Origin of the sequence: Allokutzneria oryzae, assembly GCF_042429765.1 — a bacterium.
Lineage (GTDB): Bacteria > Actinomycetota > Actinomycetes > Mycobacteriales > Pseudonocardiaceae > Allokutzneria > Allokutzneria oryzae.
The window spans coordinates 95,556-114,901 of record NZ_JBHLZU010000012.1; the positions used below are offsets into that span (position 1 = coordinate 95,556).

Consider the following 19,346-nt stretch of genomic DNA (forward strand, 5'->3'; position numbering starts at 1 on the left):
TGGTGGGGCGATCAGGCCGTCGCGGGGTTGATCAGGACCTGCACGGCGACGAACACGGCGACGGCGAACACCAGGTAGGCGAACCCGCGGCGCAGTCGGTCGGCGGGAAGGCGGATCGCCAGGTGGCCCGCTGCGAGGGCACCGACGACGGCGGCGAGGGCGAACGCGCCCGCGAGGGAGTAGTCGAGCTCCACCTCGCCGATGTGGGCGGCGAACCCGGCTGCGGAGTTGAGCACGATGACGACCAAGGAGGTGCCGGTGGCGACGGGCGCGGGCAACCCCAGCAGCACCACGAGGGCGGGGATGATCAGGAAGCCGCCACCGACGCCGAACAGGCCGGTCAGGAACCCGACGACGACGCCGACGCCGATCGACTTGGGCAGGCAGCTCCGCCAGTTCACCTCGCTTCCTGGCAGGGCGCAGTCCCCGCCGGCGTGGTCGTCGTCGCGCAGCATCCGCGCCCCGGCGATGATCATGACCACGGCGAAGCCGAGCAGAACCACCCGGGGGTCGAGCAGCCGGTTGACCGCCGTCCCGCCGAGGGCCGCCGCCGCGCCCACTGTGCCGACGACGGCGGCGATGCGCCACCTCACCTGTCTCGCGCGCAGCCGTGGCAGCACGGCGACGGCCGAGGAGATCCCGACCACCAGCAGTGAGGTGGGCACCGCCGCGCTCAGTGGCAGGCCGACGCCGTACACCAGGGCGGGCACGGCCAGGATCGACCCGCCGCCGCCGAAAACCCCGAGCAGCACGCCGATCACCGCGCCCAGGCCCAGCGCAGCGACCACCGCGGCGGTCACGACCGCCACCTGGAGCGGCCGACGAGCACGTCCCGCTCGTCGCGGTGCGGGCGAGGTTCCCCGGAGTGCTCGCGCAGCGCGGCCGTGCCGGGGCTGTCGGCCGAGGCGCTCATCGGCGGGCGTTCTCGTGATCGGAAACGATGGTCAGGCCCGCGTCGCGGGCCGTGGCGTAGGTGTCGTCGATGTGCACGACACGGCGGCCGGCGCGCTGGAGCAGGCTGGCCGCCGCGGCGGCCCGGTAGCCGGAGCCGCAGTGCACCCACACCGTCGCCTCGGGCACCTCGTCCAGCCGTCGGGGCAGGTCGGGCAGCGGGATGTGGACCGCGTCGGCCAGGTGGTCAGCGCGCCACTCGTTGCCCATCCGCACGTCCAGCACCACCTCGGGGGCAGGCAACCCACGCGGCGGGGCGCCGGTGCGCGCGGCGGCCAGGTCGGCGAACGTGGCGGTGGCCAGCTCACCCAGGCGTGCGGCGTCGCCGTCGGCCCACTGCTGGGGAACGCCGGTCGCGGCGGCGGCGGGCCGGTCGATGCCGATCCGGGCCAGCTCCCGCTGAGCGTCGGCGACCTGCTCGGCCGACTCCCCCAGCAGCGTGATCGGAGCACCCCACGGAGCCATCCAGCCCAGCCAGGTCGACATCGGCCCGTCCAGCCCGAAGCTGAGGGTGCCGGTCAGGTGCAGCTGGGCGAACGCCTTGCGCGAACGCAGGTCGACCACCCATTCGCCTGCGGCGATCCGCTGGCGCAGCTCGTCGGGATCGGCGCGCCGGGCCTGAGTGAGGTCGACCAGGTCCGCGCCGTCGGCGTTGCGCACCCCCATGTGGGCGTAGTAGGCGGGGTACGCGTCCAGACCGGCGAGGGTCTCGGAGACGAAGGAGTCGGTCTCCAGCCGCAACGCGGGGTTGACCCGCCGCTCCCGACCGATCGTTGACGCCGGCGCGTCGGACTGGGTGGCGGAGCAGAAGCTGCCGAAACCGTGCGTGGGCCACACGTGCGCCCCGTCGGGCAGCAGGTCGGCCAGCCGCCGGACCGAGGCGTGCTGCTGCTCGGCCAGGTCATGGGCGTGTTCCTGTCCCAGCAGGTCGGTGCGGCCGGTGGTACCGAACAGCAGCGACCCTCCGGTGAACACCCCCACCGGGCCGTCGGGGCCGTGCACCACGTAGGACAGGTGGTGGAAGGTGTGCCCCGGCGTGGCCACCGCGGCGAGGGTCATCCACGCCGAGACAGCGATCTTCTCGCCGTCAGCCACCGGCTGCCGGTCGAAGGCCACCTCGTCGGCGGCGGCGACCAGGTAGGTCGCGCCGGTCACCCGGGCCAGCGCCAGCCCTCCGGAGACGTAGTCGTTGTGCAGGTGCGTCTCGGCCACGTGCGTGATCCGCACCCCGAGCCGACCCGCCACCGCCAGCACCCGGTCGATGTCGCGCTGGGGGTCGACCACCACGGCGACCTGCCCGTCATGCGCCAGGTAGCTGCGGTCGCCCAGCGAGGAGGTCTCCACGACCTCCACCACGATCCCGCTCATCGTCTGCTCCCTCGTCTCGTCCTGGACACCGGCGTATCCACACGCCCGGCGCCTCCCGCTCGACGGGTCGCCGGTCACCGCCGAAACAGACCGCCGAGTCGCTTGACCAAGCCGCCACCCCGCCCGGACGCGCATTGGCAGCGGTTCTCCGCAGGGACATCACCCAGCACCTGCTCGACGTGCCGGCCACAGCCGGAGTAGCCGGGCTTGCCGCAGGTACGGCACGTGATGCGCTGACACATGGTGGATACCTCCGTCGTCGTCAGTTCACTCTTGGCGCGCTTGTTCCTGTGGAACGTCACCGAGACACCCACGACGTTCCCCACGTGAGTGGTCAAGGGCAGGAGAACTGCTTCTCCTGCTCCGGTCCATCTTCGGCTCGTATGTCCACTGTGGACCAGAGTGCGGTCGGCCGGCTCGCGTCAGCTGATCTGTTCGGCCAAGGCGACGATGATGCCCGAAGGGCCGCGGAGGTAACAGAGCCGGAAGATGCTCTCGTACTGCGCCACCTCGCCGAGGAGTTCTGCGCCGTGGGGGCGCAGGCGGGCAATGGTGTCGTCGATGTCGTCGACGGCGAACATGACGCGATGCAGACCCAGCGTGTTGGGCGGCGGGTTCTCCTGTTCGGCGACGACCGCCACAGGGTTGTGGTACTTCGACAGCTCCAGCTTGCTGTGGCCGTCCGGGGTCCGCATCATCGCGATCTCGCTCCGGACGCCGTCGAGCCCGACGGTGCGGTCCGCCCAAATGCCTTCGACCTGCGCCCTGCCTTCCAGCTCCAAACCGAGCTCGGTGAAGAACGCGACAGCCGCGTCCAGGTCGTCGACGACAATGGCGACGTTGTCCATCCGCTGCACGGTCACGCTCCGAGCATAACCACCACCGTCCCCCACCGCCCCAAACTCGCCATTCGCGGGCTTATGGACGCTTCCGAGGGCTGGAAGAGGTCTATAAGCCCGCGAATGGCGGAAATGGGGGTGGGGGGGGGGGAGGAGGAGTCGATGCGGGTGAAGGGCTGGCGCAAGCAGACCGCGAGGAACGAGGTCGAGGTCCGCTTCGTCGGTGGCGGGAGCTCCACGCGCTCCGTCCCCTGCAAGTGAACGGGGTGTGAGCATGGCCAGGAACGACGACTACTTCGGCTACGACCTGAACTCGCTCGACCAGCGGTGCCTCGAACGGCACTCCGACAGGGGTCCAGCGCTGGCGCCCTCCGGGGCGACTGGGTGCAGTCACGTGACTGATACCGCTACCAGTGCGAACGCACGACAGTGGTCGGCATGGACCTACCTCCGATCCGGCGCCGGGCCTGGGTGGCCACGAGCCCCGACCGCGCCTACGACCTCATCGCCGACGTCTCCCGCATGGCCGAGTGGAGCCCGAACGTCGTCGAGGTCGCCTACGCTGACAACGACGGGCCCCGCGTCGGCGCGGTGTTCACCGGGGTCAACAAGGTGGGCGACCGCGTCTGGGAATCGAGCTCGCGCGTGCTCACCGCGGAGCCGGGCAAAGAGTTCTCGTGGGAGACCGGCGACGGAGTCGTTCGCTGGACGTATTCCTTCCACGCCAACACGGTCATCACCGTCGACTGGCAGCTGCTGAAGCCGCTGCCCGAGTTCGCCTCACAGCTGGACGAGCTGCGGCGGTTCACCGCGCGGGGCATCGAGGACACGCTGATCGCGATCGCTGAGGCGCAGTCGTGCACACGATGACCTTCGGCGATGTCAGCGTGACCCGTGTCCTGGAGTGGCACGGGCCGATCATGCCGCCGAGCGAGTTCGTTCCGGACAGCTCGCCGGAGCACTGGCCGGAGTTCGCACCGGACCACTGGGTCGCCGAAGCCGACCACGTGCACTGCGCACTGCAGACCTGGGTCCTGCGCAGCGGCGGGCGGACGATCCTGGTCGACACTGGTGCGGGCAACCACAAGGAACGCCCGGACATGGCGGTCTTCCACCGGCTCGACACGCCGTTCCTGGACAACCTCGCCGCGGCGGGCGTCCTGCCGGAGGACGTGGACGTGGTGATCAACACGCACATCCACGCGGACCACGTGGGGTGGAACACGCGGCTCGACGGCGACGAGTGGGTCCCGACCTTCCCGAACGCCACCTACCTCATGCCGCAACGGGATTTCACCCACTTCCACGGCAACGCCCTCTTCGAGGACAGCGTCCGGCCGGTGCACGACGCCGGGCTGGTGGAGCTCTGGGACGAGTCGCACGTGATCGACGAGAACCTGAGGCTGGACCTGGCGGCCGGGCACACCCCCGGTTCCTCGGTGCTGCGCCTGGACTCCGGCGGTGACCGCGCGGTGTTCGTCGGGGACCTCCTGCACACGGTCGTCCAGCTCGTCGAGCCGGACTTCAACAGCTGCTTCTGCGAGGACCCCGAGCAGGCCCGTGCCAGCAGGCGCAGCGTCCTGGAATGGGCGGCGGACACGAACTCCCTCGTCCTGCCCGCACACCTGGCCGGTCACGGCGCCGCGCACGTCCGCCGCGACGGCAGCAAGTTCGCGATCAAGGAATGGGCACCGTTCGACAGGGTCTCGCCATGACCACGGTGCGGACCAAGGCGGGCGCGGTGCGTGGACTGCGCCTGCCCGGTCACACCGTCTTCCACGGCATCCCGTACGCATCAAACACCCTGGACCGCACCAGGTTCAGCGCTCCCCTGCCACCGCGGCGATGGGACGGCGTCCGCGACGCGACCGTGCCGGGGCCGACGGCTCCCGCCCCGGAGCGCGGGCGCTTCGGGGAGCTGGACATGACCCCGGTCATCGGCCCCGGCTGGATCCGGGGCGAGGACTACCTCGCGGTCACCGTCCGCACCCCGGACCCGTCGGCCTCCGGCCTGCCGGTGATGGTTTTCGTGCACGGCGGTGGTTTCCTGGCCGGGTCGAGCCGCGCTGCGGCGACCAACGGCTCGGGCTTCGCGCGCAACGGTGTGGTGCTGGTGTCGGTGAACTACCGGCTCGGCGCGCACGGGTGGTTGCGGCTTCCCGGCGCTCCGGACAACCGGGGGCTGCTCGACGTGCTCGCCGCCCTGGAGTGGGTGCAGGACAACATCTCCGCGTTCGGCGGCGATCCCGGCAACGTGACGCTGTTCGGTGAGTCCGCGGGCGCGACCATCGTCGGCGGTGCCGTGGTGACGGCTCCGGACGGCTTGTTCCACCGGGCGATCTCGCAGAGCGGCAGCGGCCTCGGCGCGTTCAGCACGGCACAGGCTGAGCTGGTCACGGCGGCGCTGGCGGCGGAGCTGGGGGTCGGCGCGGACGTGGGGTCCTTCGCCGAGATCTCCGACGAACGGATCGTGGCGGCTCTGCCGAGCATCGCGGGCATCGACCTGACGGTGACCGGCGAGGCCGACCCGCTGCTGCGGCTCACCCCGTTCAGCCTCGTCGCGGGCACCGAGACCCTGCCGACCCAGCCAGCGCACGCGGAGTCCACTGTGGACCTGATGCTCGGCACGAACAGCGACGAGGGGAACCTCTACGTCGTGCCGAACGACGGCGACGCCGACCCAGCGGCACTCACAGAGGGGCTTTTCGCCGCTGGGACAAGGAAGTTCGCCGAGTCGCGGCCGTCCTACCACTACGAGTTCGCGTGGCGGTCGGCGGCGTTCGAAGGGAGGCTCGGCGCGGCGCACGCCACCGAGCTCCCCTTCGTCTTCGACACCACCGACATCCCGGAGCTGCGCGGCCCCAAGGCCCTCCTCGGCCCGGACGAACCACCGCGCGAGCTCGCGACGCTCATGCACGGCACGTGGATCAGGTTCGCCGAGACCGGTGATCCCGGCTGGGCGCGCTACCCCGCCACGAGGAGGTTCAGCGGCGGCTCGTCCCCGGCCCCGGAACGAGGCGAAGCGTGACGCCGTAACGGTTCCAGGCGTTGATGGTCGCGATCGCGGCCACCAGCGCCATCAGGGTCTCCTCGTCGAAGTGCTTCGCGGCGGTGTCCCAGACGTCATCGGGGACACCGTCGCGGTCCAGCCGGGTCGCGGCCTCGGCGAGGTCGAGCGCGGCCCGCTCCTGCTCGGTGAAGAACGGGGCCTCGCGCCACACCGCGACCGACCACATCCGTTCGTCGGCCTCGCCCAGCTTCTTGAGGTCGTGGGAGTGCATGTCCACGCAGAACGCGCAACCGTTCATCTGGCTGACCCGGAGCTTGACAAGCTCCAGGATCGTCTTGGGCAGCGGGCTCGAAGCGAGGTAGCGCTCGATCTCGCTCATCGGCTTGTAGACGGGCGAGGAGGTCAGGTTGGTCATGCGCGGGGCGTGCATCTAGTTCTCCTTGTTGGTGATCAGTGCGCTCGCGCGGGCGAGCTTGGTGGGGTGCAGCACGACGTCGATCGCGGTGACCAGGCCGTCGGCAACGGTGATCGCGTACGCGCCGACCAGGCGGCCGTCGTCGAGCATGAGGAAGCCGCCCGCGCCGTTGACCACGGCGGGCCGCAGCTCGCGGTCGGGCAGCTTCGCGCGGATCCCGGCGAGGAACCGGGCCACCCGGTCCGCGCCGATGACCGGCCGACGAGCCGCGCGCACCACCCCGCCGCCGTCGCTGGTCAGGACGACGTCGGGATCGAGCAGCCGGAGCATCGCGGTGATGTCCCCGCCCTCGCAGGCGGCGAGGAAGGCCGAGGCCACCTCGCGCTGCCGGACCGGATCGGCGTCGAAGCGCGGCGACCGCTCCCGCACGTGCCTGCGGGCCCGCGACGCGAGCTGGCGCACGGACGCGGCCGACCGACCGACGACCTCGGCGATCTCGGCGAACGGCAGCCCGAAGACCTCGTGCAGCACGAAGGCGGTCCGCTCGGCCGGGGACAGCGTCTCCAGCACGACCAGCATCGCCATGTTCACCGAGTCGGCGAGGGTGACCCGCTCCTCCGGCTCGTCCGCCGCGCGCACCACGGGCTCCGGCAGCCAGGGGCCGACGTAGTCCTCGCGGCGTTTGCGCGCGGAGCGCATCACGTCCAGCGCGAGCCGGGAGGTGGCGACGACCAGCCAGCCGGTCACGTCGTCGATCTCCCCCGCGGCCAGCGCCTTGCCGAGGCGCAGCCACGCCTCCTGCACCACGTCCTCGGCCTCGCCGACGTCGCCGATGATGCCGTAGGCGATGCCGACCAACCGAGGTCGTTCGCGCAGGAACTCCGTCTCCGCCGCTCTCACGCCACTAGGACGGGACAGCCGTCTCGAATGTGACATCGGCACCCTTCGTCCTGGTCCTGGCCCCCGCGAGCACCACGACCGCGACCCCGAGCAACAGCAGCGCCAACCCCGGCAGAGCGGCGGGCCGGGGCACCTGACCGAGCCAGACCCACGCGATCAGGGCGGCCCCGGGCACCTCCAGCAGGATCATCAGGCTCACCGTGGTCGCGGAGACCTTGCGCAACGCGAAGCTGAACATCGAGTGCCCGAGCAGCTGCGCGCCGACAACGAGCCCCAGGATCGCCAGCCACGTCGCCCCGTCGAAGCCGACCAGCGGCACCCCACCGACCAGGCACACCACCAGCAGCAGCGCCGCGCACACCGAGTAGCAGACCGACGTGTAGGTGGTGGTGCTGACCGTGACGCGGGCCCGCTCGCCGAACGCGGTGTAGACGGCGGCCATCAGCCCGCCGACGAGGGCGAGCAGGTCACCGGTGAGCGCGGACGCGGAGACCTCGAAATCGGCCCCGGTGGCGACGATCGCACCCGTCACGGCGAGGCCCATGCCGATCCACGTCGCGGTGGGCAGCCGCTGCCCCTGCGCCGAAGCGATCACGCACTGCCACACCGGCTGCGTCGCCACCAGCGCGGTCGCGGTGGCCACGGAGGTCAGCTGCGCCGCGGGCATCCAGGTGGCGAAGTGCACCGCGAGCGCCGCCCCGGCCGCCACACTGAGCCACCCGGCGCCGCGCTGGTCGCCCCGCACGAGCGCGGCGAACTCCGCTCCGCGCCGAGCGACCGCGAACGGGGTGAGCGCGGCCACCGAGATCGCGTTGCGCCAGAAGGCGATCGCCAGCGCGGGGGCGGCGGCGAAGGCGGTCAGCGGTCCCGAGGAGGAGACGGCGAGAACCGCGACGGCCAGAACAACCCCGCTCAGGGGATCCACTCGTGAGGACACGGTGGTCCATCCTGACACGCGGTGCCGCCCCGGCCGAACGCGTTACCCACCAGTACCCGTCCGCCACGCCGCCCCTACGCACGTGGGCTGGCGGGTGCCGACCCGGTGCACGCCACGCCGCCCCTGCACACGTGGGCTGGCGTGGTCGACGCTTTTCGCGTTTTGTCACCTTTTTGCGCAAGAGAGCGCTCCCAAATCGCATTAAGCCTACAAAACGCGAAAAACGGGGGCGGATGGCGGGTTTCGGGGTGAGGGGTGGGTGGAGATGAGGAGTGGGTGGAGATGAGGGTGGGTGGGGATGAGGAGTGGGTGAGGGGTGATGCCGCACGGGCGAACCTCGTCACTCGGCCCGGGTGATCGAGAACATGTAGCAGCCGTAGGCGATGTTGCGGCTGTGGATCTCCACGACGTCCGGCTCCGCGAGCATCTCGGCGATCACGGCGACCGGGTCCGCGCCGTCGTGCGCCTGGGTCACGGGGTGGATCCAGCCCCGCTTGTCGTAGGCCCGCAGCACCTGCGGGCGCCCCACCCAGTCCGCCGGGTACGGCTCGTCCTTCGCGGGCCCGCCGCACGGATGGGCATGCGCGAACACGGCGCCGATCTCGCGGTACGGACTGGTGGCGGGAAGCAGCGGTTCGTAACCGAAGAGCATCAGCTCCTCCCCTTCCCGCGCATCCCGAAGACAGCAACGCAGCGGGTTGCCAGCCGTGGCCGCGACGTACTCGACGGGATTGCCGGAGGTGTCGAGCCCGGTCGCGCGGACCCGGTCGAGAACGGCGGTGTGCAACGGGTGGATGCGAAAACCAGTCATGCCACCACTCTCTCCACTCCGCGCCCACCGTTCCGGCGGATTTCCGCCCTGGCGTTGCACCCCGGAAAGCACACTGTGTGAGGCTCGGGGCACACCCGCATTGACGCTGGGTCTGGAAGCTGGTCTGATGCCGTCCAGCGTCGCGGTGCACCCGGCAAAGAGACCGCTGTGGGCATGGAGGCGCCGAACCATGGGACAGCCGTGGAAACCCCGAACGAGCGCCTCACGGCCTTCAGCATCGAACTGATCGACACGCACACGTGGCTCCGCGAGGAGCTTGCCCGGCTCCGCGCCGACATCGACGCCTACCTCGACGGCGTCGGCGGCCGCCCACGGGATCTGCGGGCGCACTGCCTGACCTTCTGCTCCGCGCTCACCAGGCACCACACCGGCGAGGACGACCACGTCTTCCCCGCGCTGGCCGACGAGTTCCCCGAACTGCGGCCCACGCTGGAGAAACTGCGGGAGGACCACCACCTGGTGGCCGACATCCTGCGCAGGCTGGAGGTGCTGGTCGCCGAGGCCGACCCCGCCGACGCCCGGCGCGTGCGGTCCGAACTGGACGGTCTCGCCGCGATCTTGGAATCGCACTTCGGCTACGAGGAGCGGCGGATCGCCTCCGCGCTCGACGAGCTGAAGCAGACCTTCGACAGCTCCGGGCTCGACGTTCGGGTACTGACCGACGGGCCCGCCGCTCCCTAGCGTTCCCGGCATGCTCCAAGTCGAGAACCTCACCAAGCAGGGCTGGCGTTGCTCGGCGCTCCTGGCCCACGAGGCGAGTCCTGCCTGACCGCAGGTGTCGCCGGGTCCGGCAGGCCCACCTAGACTCGGGCGACCCCAGGTGACCACCAGGGGACGCGGAGTCACCGGGTGAGCACGGGAGGGGTCATGCTGGTCGCGGTGCAGCACACCGGCGGCGCGCGCGGCGACGGCCTCACCGGCGCCGAGGCCAAAGTCGCGCAGTGGATGCGGACGTGGACGGGCGACTTCGGCCTGCCCGGCGTGACGGTGTTCAACGCGGTGACGTCCACCGGCATGGCCGACGCGCTGGTGCTCTCCCCCTACGGCTGCGTCGTCATCGAGATCGACGGCTTCACCCGCCGCCAGGACGGCGCGCTGCACGCCCCTGCCGACGGCGCGTGGCAGGTCGACGGCCAACCGGCCGCGCTGCATTCCCAGAACCCGCTGGACCTGTGCAGCGCCAACGTGAAGGCGGTGCGCGAGACCCTGCGCGCCGCCGGGATCACCACGGGAACCGTGCCGGGGCTGGTCGTGCTGCTGCCCACGCCAGGTGCGCGGGTGCACCTCGCGGACGGCGCGGAGACCGACGGCGTCGTGGTCGTTCTCGCGCCGCACCAGAAGCCGCTGCGCCAGTACTTCCACACGCTGTGCCGGAGCCAGAAGGTCTGGGACGCCAACACCGTGGCCGCGGCGGCTCGGGCGCTGAAGCTCACCGAGCACGTGCCGAACGTGCTTGAGCTCTACCAGCACGGCATTCCCGAGACGATCTACTCACCCCAGGACGCGCAGGAACCGGCTCCCCCGCCGAAGCCCGCGCCCGCACCGCCCACACCGGTCGCCGTCGCCCCGCGGCGAGGCGGCACGACGCGGCTGGTGCTCGTGATCGCGCTGGGGCTGCTCGTCCTGGTGGGCCTGGCCTGGCTGGTCGGCACCGTGTACGACGTCTTCCACGGACCCACTGAAGTACCGTGATCATCATGAGCAGAGTGGCGCAGGCGCTTGCGGCGTGGCGGGACGGGAGCCCGGAAACAGCACGGGAACACGCGAAAGCGGCGGGCACACGACTCGGTGACGAACTCGCCGAACACTGGGCCTCCGACGCTGACGGCCGCGTCTACGACCAGCCCGCCGCGTTCCGCGCGTTCGTCCGGGGCGGCGGCAACGTCGAGCTGTACCGGCGGTTGAGCCAGGTCCTGGCAACGGGATACGACGAGGTGCGCCCCGCTTCCCTGCTCGACATCGGCTGCGGCGACGGTCTCGCGATCGCGCCAGCGCTGGAGGCGGCGACCCACGAGCCCGCGCGGATCGACCTCGTGGAGCCCTCGGCGGCGCTGCTCGACCTCGCGCGGCAACGGATCGCCGGAGCACACCCCTGGCAGGAGACCGCGCAGGAGTTCACCGCACGCCCGGCGGAGCACCGGTGGGACAGCGCGCAGGCGACGTTCTCCTTGCACACCATGGAACCCGCCGTGCGCGCCGAGGTGCTGCGGGGGTTGCGCGAACGGGTGGACCGGCTGGTCGTCGCCGAGTTCGACGTCCCCGTGCTCGACGAGGGCTCGCCCGAGCACCTGGAGTCGCTCGCCGAACGCTACGAGCGGGGCATCGCCGAGTACGGCGAGGACGCCTCCCTTGTCGCACAAGGGTTTCTGCTGCCTGTGCTGCTCGGCCAGATCGTGCGGGGCGCGGTCCGCTCCACGTGGGAGCAGCCTGCGGAGCAGTGGCGGCGCCAGCTCACCGACGCCGGGTTCGACCAGGTCGAGGTCGCTCCCCTGGTGTCGTACTGGTGGTCCCCCGCCGTGGTGTTCACCGCGCGCTGAGCCCTGGGCAGCGAGCCTTCGGTCACGCTACGTTACGTAGCAACTCCCAGGCACTGGAGGCTCACATGATCGGGTTCATCGTCGCAGGACTGATCATCGGTGCGCTCGCCCGGCTGATCAAACCGGGCGAGCAGCACCTCAGCGTTCTCGCCACTCTGTTACTGGGCCTCGTCGGCTCGGTGATCGGTGGCACGATCGCGAACCTGTTGGGCACCGGGGACATCTTCGAGCTCAACGTGCTCGGCTTCATCATCGCGGTCATCGCCTCCGTCGCGCTGATCGGCGTCGCCGAGGCCATCGCACAGGCCGTCAACGGCGGGGACTGATCACACCAGCAACAGGGTCTTCCCGAGCACCGCCCGGGACTCGACAGCGGCATGTGCCGCCGCCGCGTCGGCGAGCGGGAAGGTCTGCCCCACAACAGGTCTCAACCGTCCGGCAGCTGCCTCGCTGAGCGCGCGTTCGGCGAGGCGCACGGCCTTGTCCCCACTGAACTGCACCTGGTCGATCCCGCGCACGGTCACGCCGAGCCGCTTCGCCTCCTCCTCCGACACGGTCGTGAAGCTGCCACTGGGCACCCCGTGCGCGGAGAACCAGCCGCCCCGCCTGGTGATCCCCAGCGCCGCGCGGCCGATCTCGCCGCCGACGCCATCGAAGACGACGTCCGCCCCGTGCTCCCGCGCCAGGTCCAGCTTGCGCGCGCCGCGCGCGGCTCCGATCACGGTCGCCCCGGCCGCGTGCACGAGCTGGATGCCCAGCCCACCGGCGGCCGCCGTCACCAGGACCCGGTCCCCTGTCTTGACGTCGGCGTTGTCGAACAGTTCGAGCGCGGTGGGCCCGTCGTGCAGCAACGCCGCCGCGGTCCGCGGTTCGAGACCGTCCGGCACACCGACCAGATCCTCGGCGCCGACGACGACGCGTTCCGCGTAGCCACCGAAGGACGCCGTCTTCGCGACCACCTGTCTGCCGACCCAGGCCCGGTCGACGGCCTCGCCCACCGCGCCGACGCGTCCCGCGACACCGCCACCGGGCACGTACGGCGAGGTGAGCGGGAAGTAGTCGCCTCCCCAGCCGGGGCCAGGTCCACGTCGAGAAAGAGAACGTCCACTGTGGACACCTCGACCAGGACCTGGCCTGCGCCCAGCGTGGAACCTCAACGTTGGTTCATGTCAAGCCGGTGCGACCTGGTCATACTTGACGTTGCGTTCAGCGACGCGATGGCAGACTTGCGGCATGGCACGCCCGAACTACCGCGACCGGCTCACCGCGCCGCTACCGAGGGTCCGCGACATGGCACGACTGCTGCGCGAGAGCGGCGGCTTCGGCGGTTCGGGAGCCAACGCCGACCTGGTCCCGGTGCTGCGCACCGGCCTGCCCGCCGCGGAACCGGGCACCGCGAGCTGGACATGGGTCGGCCACTCCACCTACCTCGTGCGGCTCAACGGGGTCTCGGTGCTGACCGACCCGGTGTGGTCGCCGAAGATCCCCGGCGGCGCACAGCGGCGGACCCCGCCCGGAATCGCGTGGAGCGAGCTGCCGAAGATCGACGCCGTGGTGATCAGCCACGACCACTACGACCACCTGGACGCTCCGACGATCAAACGCCTGCCCAGGTCCACGCCCATCCTGGCCGGGCTCGGCCTCGGCGGGTGGTTCCGGAGGCGCGGGTTCCACCAGGTCACCGAGCTGGACTGGTGGGAGTCGGCGACCGTGGCCGGGCTGAGCTTCGACTTCGTGCCCGCGCACCACTGGAGCCGCAGGGGCCCGCTCGACACGTGCTCCACGCTGTGGGGCGGGTGGGTGATCACCGCCCCGGACGGCACGCGGACTTACCACGCTGGCGACTCCGGCTACGGCGAGCGCTTCGCGCAGATCGGTGAGCGCTACCCCGGGATCGACGTGGCCATGCTGCCGATCGGCGCCTATGAGCCGCGGTGGTTCATGCGGCCCGTGCACGTCAACCCGGAAGAGGCCGTGCGCGCGCTCGACGACGTTGGGGCACAACGGCTCGCCGCGATGCACTGGGGCACCTTCGCGCTGACTCGGGAGCCGATGGACGAGCCGCTGCGGCTGGTCAGGAAGGCGTGGGCGGCGGCAGGACGCGATCCGGAGCACCTGTGGGCGCTGGCGGTCGGCGAGACCCGGACACTGCCCTCCGGCCCGCGCGCATGAGCCTGGCTGGCCGCGCGGCCGAGCTCGCCGCGCTCGACGACGTCCTTGCCGCAGCCCGGAACCGCACCGGCCGCGCGCTCGCGCTGCTCGGCGATCCCGGAGCGGGCAAGTCCTCGCTGCTGGCGGAGGCGGCCGACCGCGCGCGTCCGATGCGGGTGCTGCGGGCGACGGGAGCCGAGCCCGAGGCGGGGCTGGCCTTCGCGGCGCTGCACCAGCTCCTGCGCCCCGTCGCGCACCTCGCCGAGGACTTGCCGGGAGCGCAACGGGACGCGGTGCGCGGTGCGCTCGGGCTGGCGGAGTCCCGCACCGACGACCGGTTCCTGGTGTCGGCCGCAGTGCTCTCGCTGCTCGTCGAGGCGGCCGAGCCGGACGGGCTGCTGTGCGTGGTGGACGACTTCCAGTGGTTCGACCGGGCTTCGGCGGACACGCTGCTGTTCGCGGCCAGGCGGCTGCGGACCGAGAGCGTCAGCCTGCTGATAGCCGCGCGCGACACCGCCGAGGTCCGGCACGCGCTGCGCGGGGCGGAGCAGCTGCGCGTCGCCGGGCTCGACGACAGAAGCGCCGCCACGCTGCTGGTGGGCTCCACGCCCGCCGTCGCAGCCGAGCTCACGACACTGACCAAGGGCAACCCGCTCGCGTTGAGCGAGCTGGCCGAGCTGTTGACGCCCGCTCAGCTCTCCGGGGCCGCGCCGCTGCCGGACCCGTTGCCGGTCGGCGACGTCTTCGGCGAGCAGGTCGCCCGGCTGCCCGAGGACACCCGGCTGGTGCTGCTCGTAGCGGCGCTGGAAGGGCTCGGCGACGTCGGCGTCGTGCTGCGGGCGGCGACCGCACTCGGCATCGGAGCCGACGCGCTGCACGCCGCTGAGCAGGCAGGACTCGTCGCCGTGGACGGCGCCGCGCTCCGGTTCCGGCACCCGCTGATCCGCTCGGCCGTCTACACCGGAGCCGGGTCCGCGCTGCGCAGGCGCGTGCACGGCGCGCTCGCCGACGCCGTCGGCGGAGACGCCGACCGACGGGCGCGGCACCTCGCCGACGCGGCGCTCGGGCCGGATGAGGCGGTCGCCTCGGCGCTGGCCGAGTCCGCGCACCGGGCGCGGGAGCGCGGCGGGTACGCCGACGCGGCGGAGGCGCTGGGCCGCGCCGCGGCGCTGACGCCGGAGCCCGGAGCGCGGGCGCGACGGCTGGCGGAGGCGGCAGGGGCGGCGTGGCTGGGCGGACGGCCGGGACAGGCGCAGAGCTGGCTGGCAGCCGCGCAGGACCTCGCGGCCGACGAGGACCTGAAGGCCGAGCTTTCCCAGCTGCGCGGCCGTTTCGAGCTCAACTCCGGTGACGCAGCCGAGGCCATGCGGATCTTCCTGGACGCGGCGGGCGACCGGGTCGAGCTGTTGTCGGATGCCGCGGAAGCCGCCTCCTACGTCGGGGACACGGCCGTCGCGATCGAGGTGGGGCGGCGAGCGGAGGCGCTCGACGACAGCTACCTGCGCTCGATGCTGGTCGGCACCGCGGCACTCCAGGCGGGAGACACCGAACGGGGAACGGCCGTTCTCCGCTCGGCGTTGCGCGAGCCGGGGGACGACGCGGTGTCGTTGCTGTGGGCGTCCTCGGCCGCGAGCCACCTCGGCGAGGTGGACGCGGCGGCCGACTTCGCCACCCGGGCCGGTCGCGTCGCGCGGGTCTCGGGCATGGTCGGCACGCTGCCCGTGGTCCTGGAGTTCGCCGCGACCGCCGAGCGGATGAACAGCAGGCTCACGCACAGCGCCGCCCTGTCCGAGGAAGCGCTCACCCTGGCCCGCGAGGCCGGGTACACCAACTCGGCCGCCGCGCACCTGGCCAACCTCGCGATGGTCGCCGCGATCCAGGGCCGTGAGGACGAGTGCCGCGCGCACGCGAACGAGGCGCTGGCCATCGCGATCCCGCACCGCGTAGGCCTGCGGGTCGGTGTCGCCTCCTACGCGCTGGGCCTGCTCGACCTCGGCCTCGGCCGGGTCGAGGCCGCGCACGAACGCCTCACCGCGCTGACCACGGCCGGCCCTGGCGCGGGCCACCCGATCGCGGTGTGGGGCTCCACCGGTGACCGCGTCGAAGCCGCGGTGGCGGCCGGAGACCTCGACGCGGCGAGGGCTTCCGTTGACTTCATCGAGCGGTGGTCGGTCAACGCCACGACCGCGCGCGCACGGGCGCTCGTCGCGCGGTGCCGGGCGCTCATCGAGAACGACGCGGTGCCACTGTACGAACAGGCACTGACACTGCTCGCCGCCGACAGCGGCGCCGACTACGACCGCGCCCGGACCGCGCTGCTGCTGGGCGAGCGCCTGCGCCGGGACCGCAGGGTCGGCGAGGCGCGGCGGCATCTGCGCGCGGCGGCGGAGACCTTCGGGCGGCTCGGGGCGCGGCCGTGGGAGCAGCGGGCGCTCGGCGAGCTGCGGGCGGCGGGCGAGTCCGGGCAGCGGGCCGAGCCCGTCGCGCTGGAGCAGCTGACCCCGCAGGAGCTGCGGATCGCCCGGCTGGTGGCCGAGGGCGTGTCCAACAAGGACGTCGCGGCGCGGCTGTTCCTCAGCCCGCGCACGGTCGAGTACCACCTGTACAAGGTCTATCCGAAGCTCGGCGTGACCACCCGCACCGAGCTCGCGCGACTACTTGGCCAGTGACCACCAGTGGTCCTACTGATGGCACCGGGGCCCCGAGCGGACAGAGTTGCGGACATGCCAACCGAGGGAAACATCATCAAGGTCAACGGGGTCGAGCTGTGGGTCGAGGAGTTCGGCGACCCGACGCACCCGCCGGTGCTGCTCGTGATGGGCTCGATGTCGCAGGGCCTGCTCTGGCCGGACGAGCTCGTTGGCCGGATCACCGCGGGCGGCCGCCGGGTGATCCGCTACGACCACCGCGACACCGGCCGCTCCAGCGCCCTGGACTTCGAGGCGACGCCCTACACCTGGGCGGCGGTCAAGGACGACATCATCGGCCTGCTCGACGCGCTGGGCATCGACCGGGTGCACCTGGTCGGGCACTCGGCGGGTGGCCTGCTCGGCCAGTGGGTCGCCGTGGAGCACCCGGAGCGGATCGCGTCGCTGACCGCCATCGGCTCCTCGCCGCTCGGCGGCCAGGAGGGCCTGGTCGTGACGCGCGCCCTGTCCGCCCAGCCGCAGGAACCGGGCAGCCTGCCCGAACCCTTGCCCGCGTTCGTCGAGCTGTTCGCCAGGGCGGCCACCAGCCCGCCGCCCGCGACCCGCGCCGAGGTGATCGACTTCCAGATCGAGCTGGCCAGGGTGCTGCACGGCCCGGTGCTGCCCTTCGACGCCGACGCCCAGCGCGCGCTGGAGGAGCGGCTGCTCGATCGCGACCGCGACCCCCGCACCGTGTCCAACCACCAGCGGGCCTGGGCGGCCGACCCGGCATTCGAGCCCGTGGGCCGACTCGGTGAGATCACCGCGCCGACCCTGGTGGTGGAGGGCACCCACGAGCCGGTCAAGCCCGGTCACGGCAAGCTGATCGCCCAGGAGATCCCGGGTGCCCGCTACCTGGAGATCGACGGCATGGGCCACACCCTGCCACCCGAGGTGCACGAGCAGCTGGCCGCCGCGGTCCTCGACCACACCACGGCCGGGTAGGCGGCACCGGCCCGATGCGGCACCGCGTCTGGCCACGATTCGCGAAGCGGTCTCGGATTCCACCGCCACGGGCGTGCGGTCGTGGCGGTGGGTTCGGAGTTTGGTGGCGTCGGTGGCGTTGACGCCGTGGTGGCGTTGACGCCGTGGTGACGTTTGGGTTGTGGTGGCGTTGAGGCCATGGTGACGTTTACGGCCGGGCTGCCGCCCCGACTCCGTCGGGTTGCCCCCGGATAATTCTCCCGGACTCCGGCGCGCATTTCCTTGGGCGCCAACCCCGGCTAGCCCGCTCACCTAATACGGTGGCGGGCTAGCCGGGGCCGGGTCTAAAACGGTGGACCAGGATCCGCGATCGGTTCGGGTTCCCGGACATACGTTCTTCCCATCGGGGTCGTCCAAATATGGATACCGCCGGGAAGCTGGGTTCGTTTCCACCGAGTGTGATGCTTCATCACGTGATGTCGTCGGCATTTCGCGCCCAGGTCATCCGCGATGGTGTTGGTGCCGTCGAAGGGTTCGCAATGATCCAAGTCGCAGCGGTGCGCCGGTTGCCGACAGCCGATCGCCACACACGTGACATCCCGCGCCCGCACCAGGTCCGCGAGAGCGGCTGACGGGCGGTAGTTCGTCCGCCCCACATCCACCGCCACCCCGGTCACCGGGTCGGTCAGGATCCGCTTCCACGTACCTCCCGCCGCGATATCCCGCGCCACATCTGCGGGAATCGGACCGTAGCCCGCGAGCATCCCCGGTTCCTGGTCCATCCTCATCAACGTGGTCGCGGGGAGGGTGACCAGGACCTTCACCTCACCCTGCGGGGCACCGGTCTCCTTGCCCATCAACAGGTCAAACGCGACATCGGCGCGGCGCTGGTCCATGGTGCGCTCATCATCGCCGAGACCTCGGGCGATGCGGTCGATCCGATCCCACACCAACGCACCCTGGAGGGCGGTGAACTGGAACCGCAACGCACACATCGCGTCATCGAGGTTCAGCTTCTCCACCCGCCGGGTCCGCTTCTTCTCCTCATGCCGCCGCGCCGCCGCCTCCGGATCCACCTTCGCGATCAGGCGCTGGGCATGCTGCCGGATCCGGCTGTAGTGGTGGGTACGGGCGTACTCCACCAGTACCGCTTCCACGATCTCGGCGTGCACAGCGGTCAACGGCTCCAGCTGGTCCACGATCAGCAGGGCTTTGCCCTGGTCGATCCGGCCCTCCTCCAAGGCGGCGAGCACGGCGGGGCGGGAGGCGAGGTTCTCGGCGTGGTTGATCAGCGTGCTCGCCTTGCGCGAGGAAATCGAGAGCAACGCCCCGACCTCATCCCCGAGATACGGGTATTCGGCGAAATCTGTGCTGACCACCAGATCGGCGAGACGGCGTGCCAGGACCGCGTGCGCGTGATTCACCGCGCGGTAGGCGTCCTCGATGGCATCGAGGGTCTCGTCGGGGGTCATATTCCTATTCTATCTCGCCGAAAATGGTGATCATGGCTCCATAGGGTGAAATAGCGCCAATTCTTTCGCTGTCGGCGAACGTGGCATTATCGCCAAAGTCGGGCGGGTGCTCAAGGGGTGTCTCAGTCGGACAAGTTCGTGGAACAGATCAGGGCGCGGGGCGGGGCAGGAAAGGGCGTGCCCCGGTCGGGTTGGGACCGGATCAGGTCGCACACGCGGCCGCCGCCCGCGACCAGCCGATCAACCGCTGTGAGCCGAGGTCACCCGGCATCGCGACCCCGAACGACGGCGGCAGATGCCACGCCTGCGGCTCAGTCACCGCC

At 71.5% G+C, this 19,346-nt stretch carries 20 protein-coding genes; 10 read left to right on the top strand and 10 right to left on the bottom strand.

The genetic code is table 11. From position 1 onward, the window contains the following. Window positions 1–11: 11 nt before the first annotated feature. From ACFFQA_RS15970 to ACFFQA_RS15980, 4 genes are all read right to left on the bottom strand, one after another. Complete coding sequence (locus tag ACFFQA_RS15970) at window positions 12–800, bottom strand: sulfite exporter TauE/SafE family protein (RefSeq protein ID WP_377852733.1); 789 nt, start codon at window positions 798–800, stop codon at window positions 12–14. A 109-nt stretch (window positions 801–909) separates the two neighbouring features. Continuing rightward, entirely contained in the window at window positions 910–2,319 is a 1,410-nt protein-coding gene (locus tag ACFFQA_RS15975) for a rhodanese-like domain-containing protein (RefSeq protein ID WP_377852734.1), read from the bottom strand. A 74-nt stretch (window positions 2,320–2,393) separates the two neighbouring features. Then, a complete protein-coding gene (locus ACFFQA_RS38090; protein WP_512699658.1) occupies window positions 2,394–2,561 on the bottom strand; it encodes a DUF8730 family Cys-rich protein in 168 nt (55 codons plus the stop codon). Window positions 2,562–2,741: 180 nt separating this feature from the next. After that, window positions 2,742–3,182, bottom strand: coding sequence for a VOC family protein (locus ACFFQA_RS15980; RefSeq protein ID WP_377852735.1), 441 nt, complete (start codon window positions 3,180–3,182; stop codon window positions 2,742–2,744). A gap of 414 nt (window positions 3,183–3,596) precedes the next feature. Between ACFFQA_RS15980 and ACFFQA_RS15985 the strand changes: the two genes are divergently transcribed. The 3 genes from ACFFQA_RS15985 to ACFFQA_RS15995 are packed head-to-tail and all read left to right on the top strand — an operon-like array spanning window position 3,597 to window position 6,186. Next, complete coding sequence (locus ACFFQA_RS15985; RefSeq protein WP_377852736.1) at window positions 3,597–4,028, top strand: SRPBCC family protein; 432 nt, start codon at window positions 3,597–3,599, stop codon at window positions 4,026–4,028. Beyond that, window positions 4,025–4,873 carry an MBL fold metallo-hydrolase gene (locus ACFFQA_RS15990; protein ID WP_377852808.1) on the top strand — a complete coding sequence of 283 codons (849 nt, stop codon included), beginning with the start codon at window positions 4,025–4,027 and terminating at the stop codon, window positions 4,871–4,873. Before ACFFQA_RS15985 ends, ACFFQA_RS15990 begins: the two co-directional genes overlap by 4 nt. After that, window positions 4,870–6,186 (top strand): carboxylesterase/lipase family protein, encoded by a 1,317-nt coding sequence (locus ACFFQA_RS15995; protein ID WP_377852737.1) that lies wholly within the window; start codon window positions 4,870–4,872, stop codon window positions 6,184–6,186. The genes ACFFQA_RS15990 and ACFFQA_RS15995 overlap by 4 nt, the downstream gene beginning before the upstream one ends. Here the strand turns inward: ACFFQA_RS15995 and ACFFQA_RS16000 are convergent. The 4 genes from ACFFQA_RS16000 to ACFFQA_RS16015 form a co-directional block, all read right to left on the bottom strand. Further along, entirely contained in the window at window positions 6,143–6,598 is a 456-nt protein-coding gene (locus ACFFQA_RS16000; protein WP_377852738.1) for a carboxymuconolactone decarboxylase family protein, read from the bottom strand. The two genes, ACFFQA_RS15995 and ACFFQA_RS16000, sit on opposite strands and share 44 nt — an antisense overlap. Continuing rightward, window positions 6,599–7,483 carry an RNA polymerase sigma factor SigJ gene (sigJ, locus tag ACFFQA_RS16005; RefSeq protein WP_377852739.1) on the bottom strand — a complete coding sequence of 295 codons (885 nt, stop codon included), beginning with the start codon at window positions 7,481–7,483 and terminating at the stop codon, window positions 6,599–6,601. It abuts the gene before it with no gap. A 4-nt stretch (window positions 7,484–7,487) separates the two neighbouring features. Beyond that, the gene (locus ACFFQA_RS16010; RefSeq protein ID WP_377852740.1) at window positions 7,488–8,420 is read right to left on the bottom strand and encodes a DMT family transporter; all 933 of its coding nucleotides are present in this window, start codon (window positions 8,418–8,420) and stop codon (window positions 7,488–7,490) included. Between the two features lie 340 nt (window positions 8,421–8,760). Continuing rightward, entirely contained in the window at window positions 8,761–9,231 is a 471-nt protein-coding gene (locus ACFFQA_RS16015) for a DUF1203 domain-containing protein (protein ID WP_377852741.1), read from the bottom strand. 201 nt (window positions 9,232–9,432) lie between these two features. On the opposite strand from ACFFQA_RS16015, the gene ACFFQA_RS16020 reads away from it, so the two are divergent. The 4 genes from ACFFQA_RS16020 to ACFFQA_RS16035 all read left to right on the top strand — a co-directional run bounded on the left by ACFFQA_RS16020 (window position 9,433) and on the right by ACFFQA_RS16035 (window position 12,115). Then, the gene (locus tag ACFFQA_RS16020; protein ID WP_377852742.1) at window positions 9,433–9,933 is read left to right on the top strand and encodes a hemerythrin domain-containing protein; all 501 of its coding nucleotides are present in this window, start codon (window positions 9,433–9,435) and stop codon (window positions 9,931–9,933) included. Window positions 9,934–10,101: 168 nt separating this feature from the next. Continuing rightward, complete coding sequence (locus tag ACFFQA_RS16025; protein WP_377852743.1) at window positions 10,102–10,944, top strand: nuclease-related domain-containing protein; 843 nt, start codon at window positions 10,102–10,104, stop codon at window positions 10,942–10,944. A 5-nt stretch (window positions 10,945–10,949) separates the two neighbouring features. Next, a complete protein-coding gene (locus ACFFQA_RS16030) occupies window positions 10,950–11,789 on the top strand; it encodes a class I SAM-dependent methyltransferase (protein ID WP_377852744.1) in 840 nt (279 codons plus the stop codon). Between the two features lie 65 nt (window positions 11,790–11,854). Then, on the top strand, window positions 11,855–12,115 hold the full coding sequence (locus tag ACFFQA_RS16035) for a GlsB/YeaQ/YmgE family stress response membrane protein (protein ID WP_377852745.1): 261 nt from the start codon (window positions 11,855–11,857) through the stop codon (window positions 12,113–12,115). Here the strand turns inward: ACFFQA_RS16035 and ACFFQA_RS16040 are convergent, their stop codons facing one another. Then, the gene (locus ACFFQA_RS16040) at window positions 12,116–12,823 is read right to left on the bottom strand and encodes a zinc-binding dehydrogenase (RefSeq protein WP_377852746.1); all 708 of its coding nucleotides are present in this window, start codon (window positions 12,821–12,823) and stop codon (window positions 12,116–12,118) included. A gap of 199 nt (window positions 12,824–13,022) precedes the next feature. On the opposite strand from ACFFQA_RS16040, the gene ACFFQA_RS16045 reads away from it, so the two are divergent. Genes ACFFQA_RS16045 through ACFFQA_RS16055 form a run of 3 tightly spaced genes read left to right on the top strand, consistent with a single transcriptional unit; the run spans window position 13,023 to window position 17,572 of the window. After that, window positions 13,023–13,961, top strand: coding sequence for an MBL fold metallo-hydrolase (locus ACFFQA_RS16045; RefSeq protein WP_377852747.1), 939 nt, complete (start codon window positions 13,023–13,025; stop codon window positions 13,959–13,961). Continuing rightward, window positions 13,958–16,609: a helix-turn-helix transcriptional regulator gene (locus ACFFQA_RS16050; RefSeq protein WP_377852748.1), complete on the top strand. Its 2,652-nt coding sequence runs from the start codon at window positions 13,958–13,960 to the stop codon at window positions 16,607–16,609. The genes ACFFQA_RS16045 and ACFFQA_RS16050 overlap by 4 nt, the downstream gene beginning before the upstream one ends. A 54-nt stretch (window positions 16,610–16,663) precedes the next feature. Then, complete coding sequence (locus tag ACFFQA_RS16055; RefSeq protein ID WP_377852749.1) at window positions 16,664–17,572, top strand: alpha/beta fold hydrolase; 909 nt, start codon at window positions 16,664–16,666, stop codon at window positions 17,570–17,572. 323 nt (window positions 17,573–17,895) lie between these two features. Here the strand turns inward: ACFFQA_RS16055 and ACFFQA_RS16060 are convergent, their stop codons facing one another. Next, on the bottom strand, window positions 17,896–19,023 hold the full coding sequence (locus ACFFQA_RS16060) for an HNH endonuclease signature motif containing protein (protein WP_377852750.1): 1,128 nt from the start codon (window positions 19,021–19,023) through the stop codon (window positions 17,896–17,898). Between the last annotated feature and the right edge of the window lie 323 nt (window positions 19,024–19,346).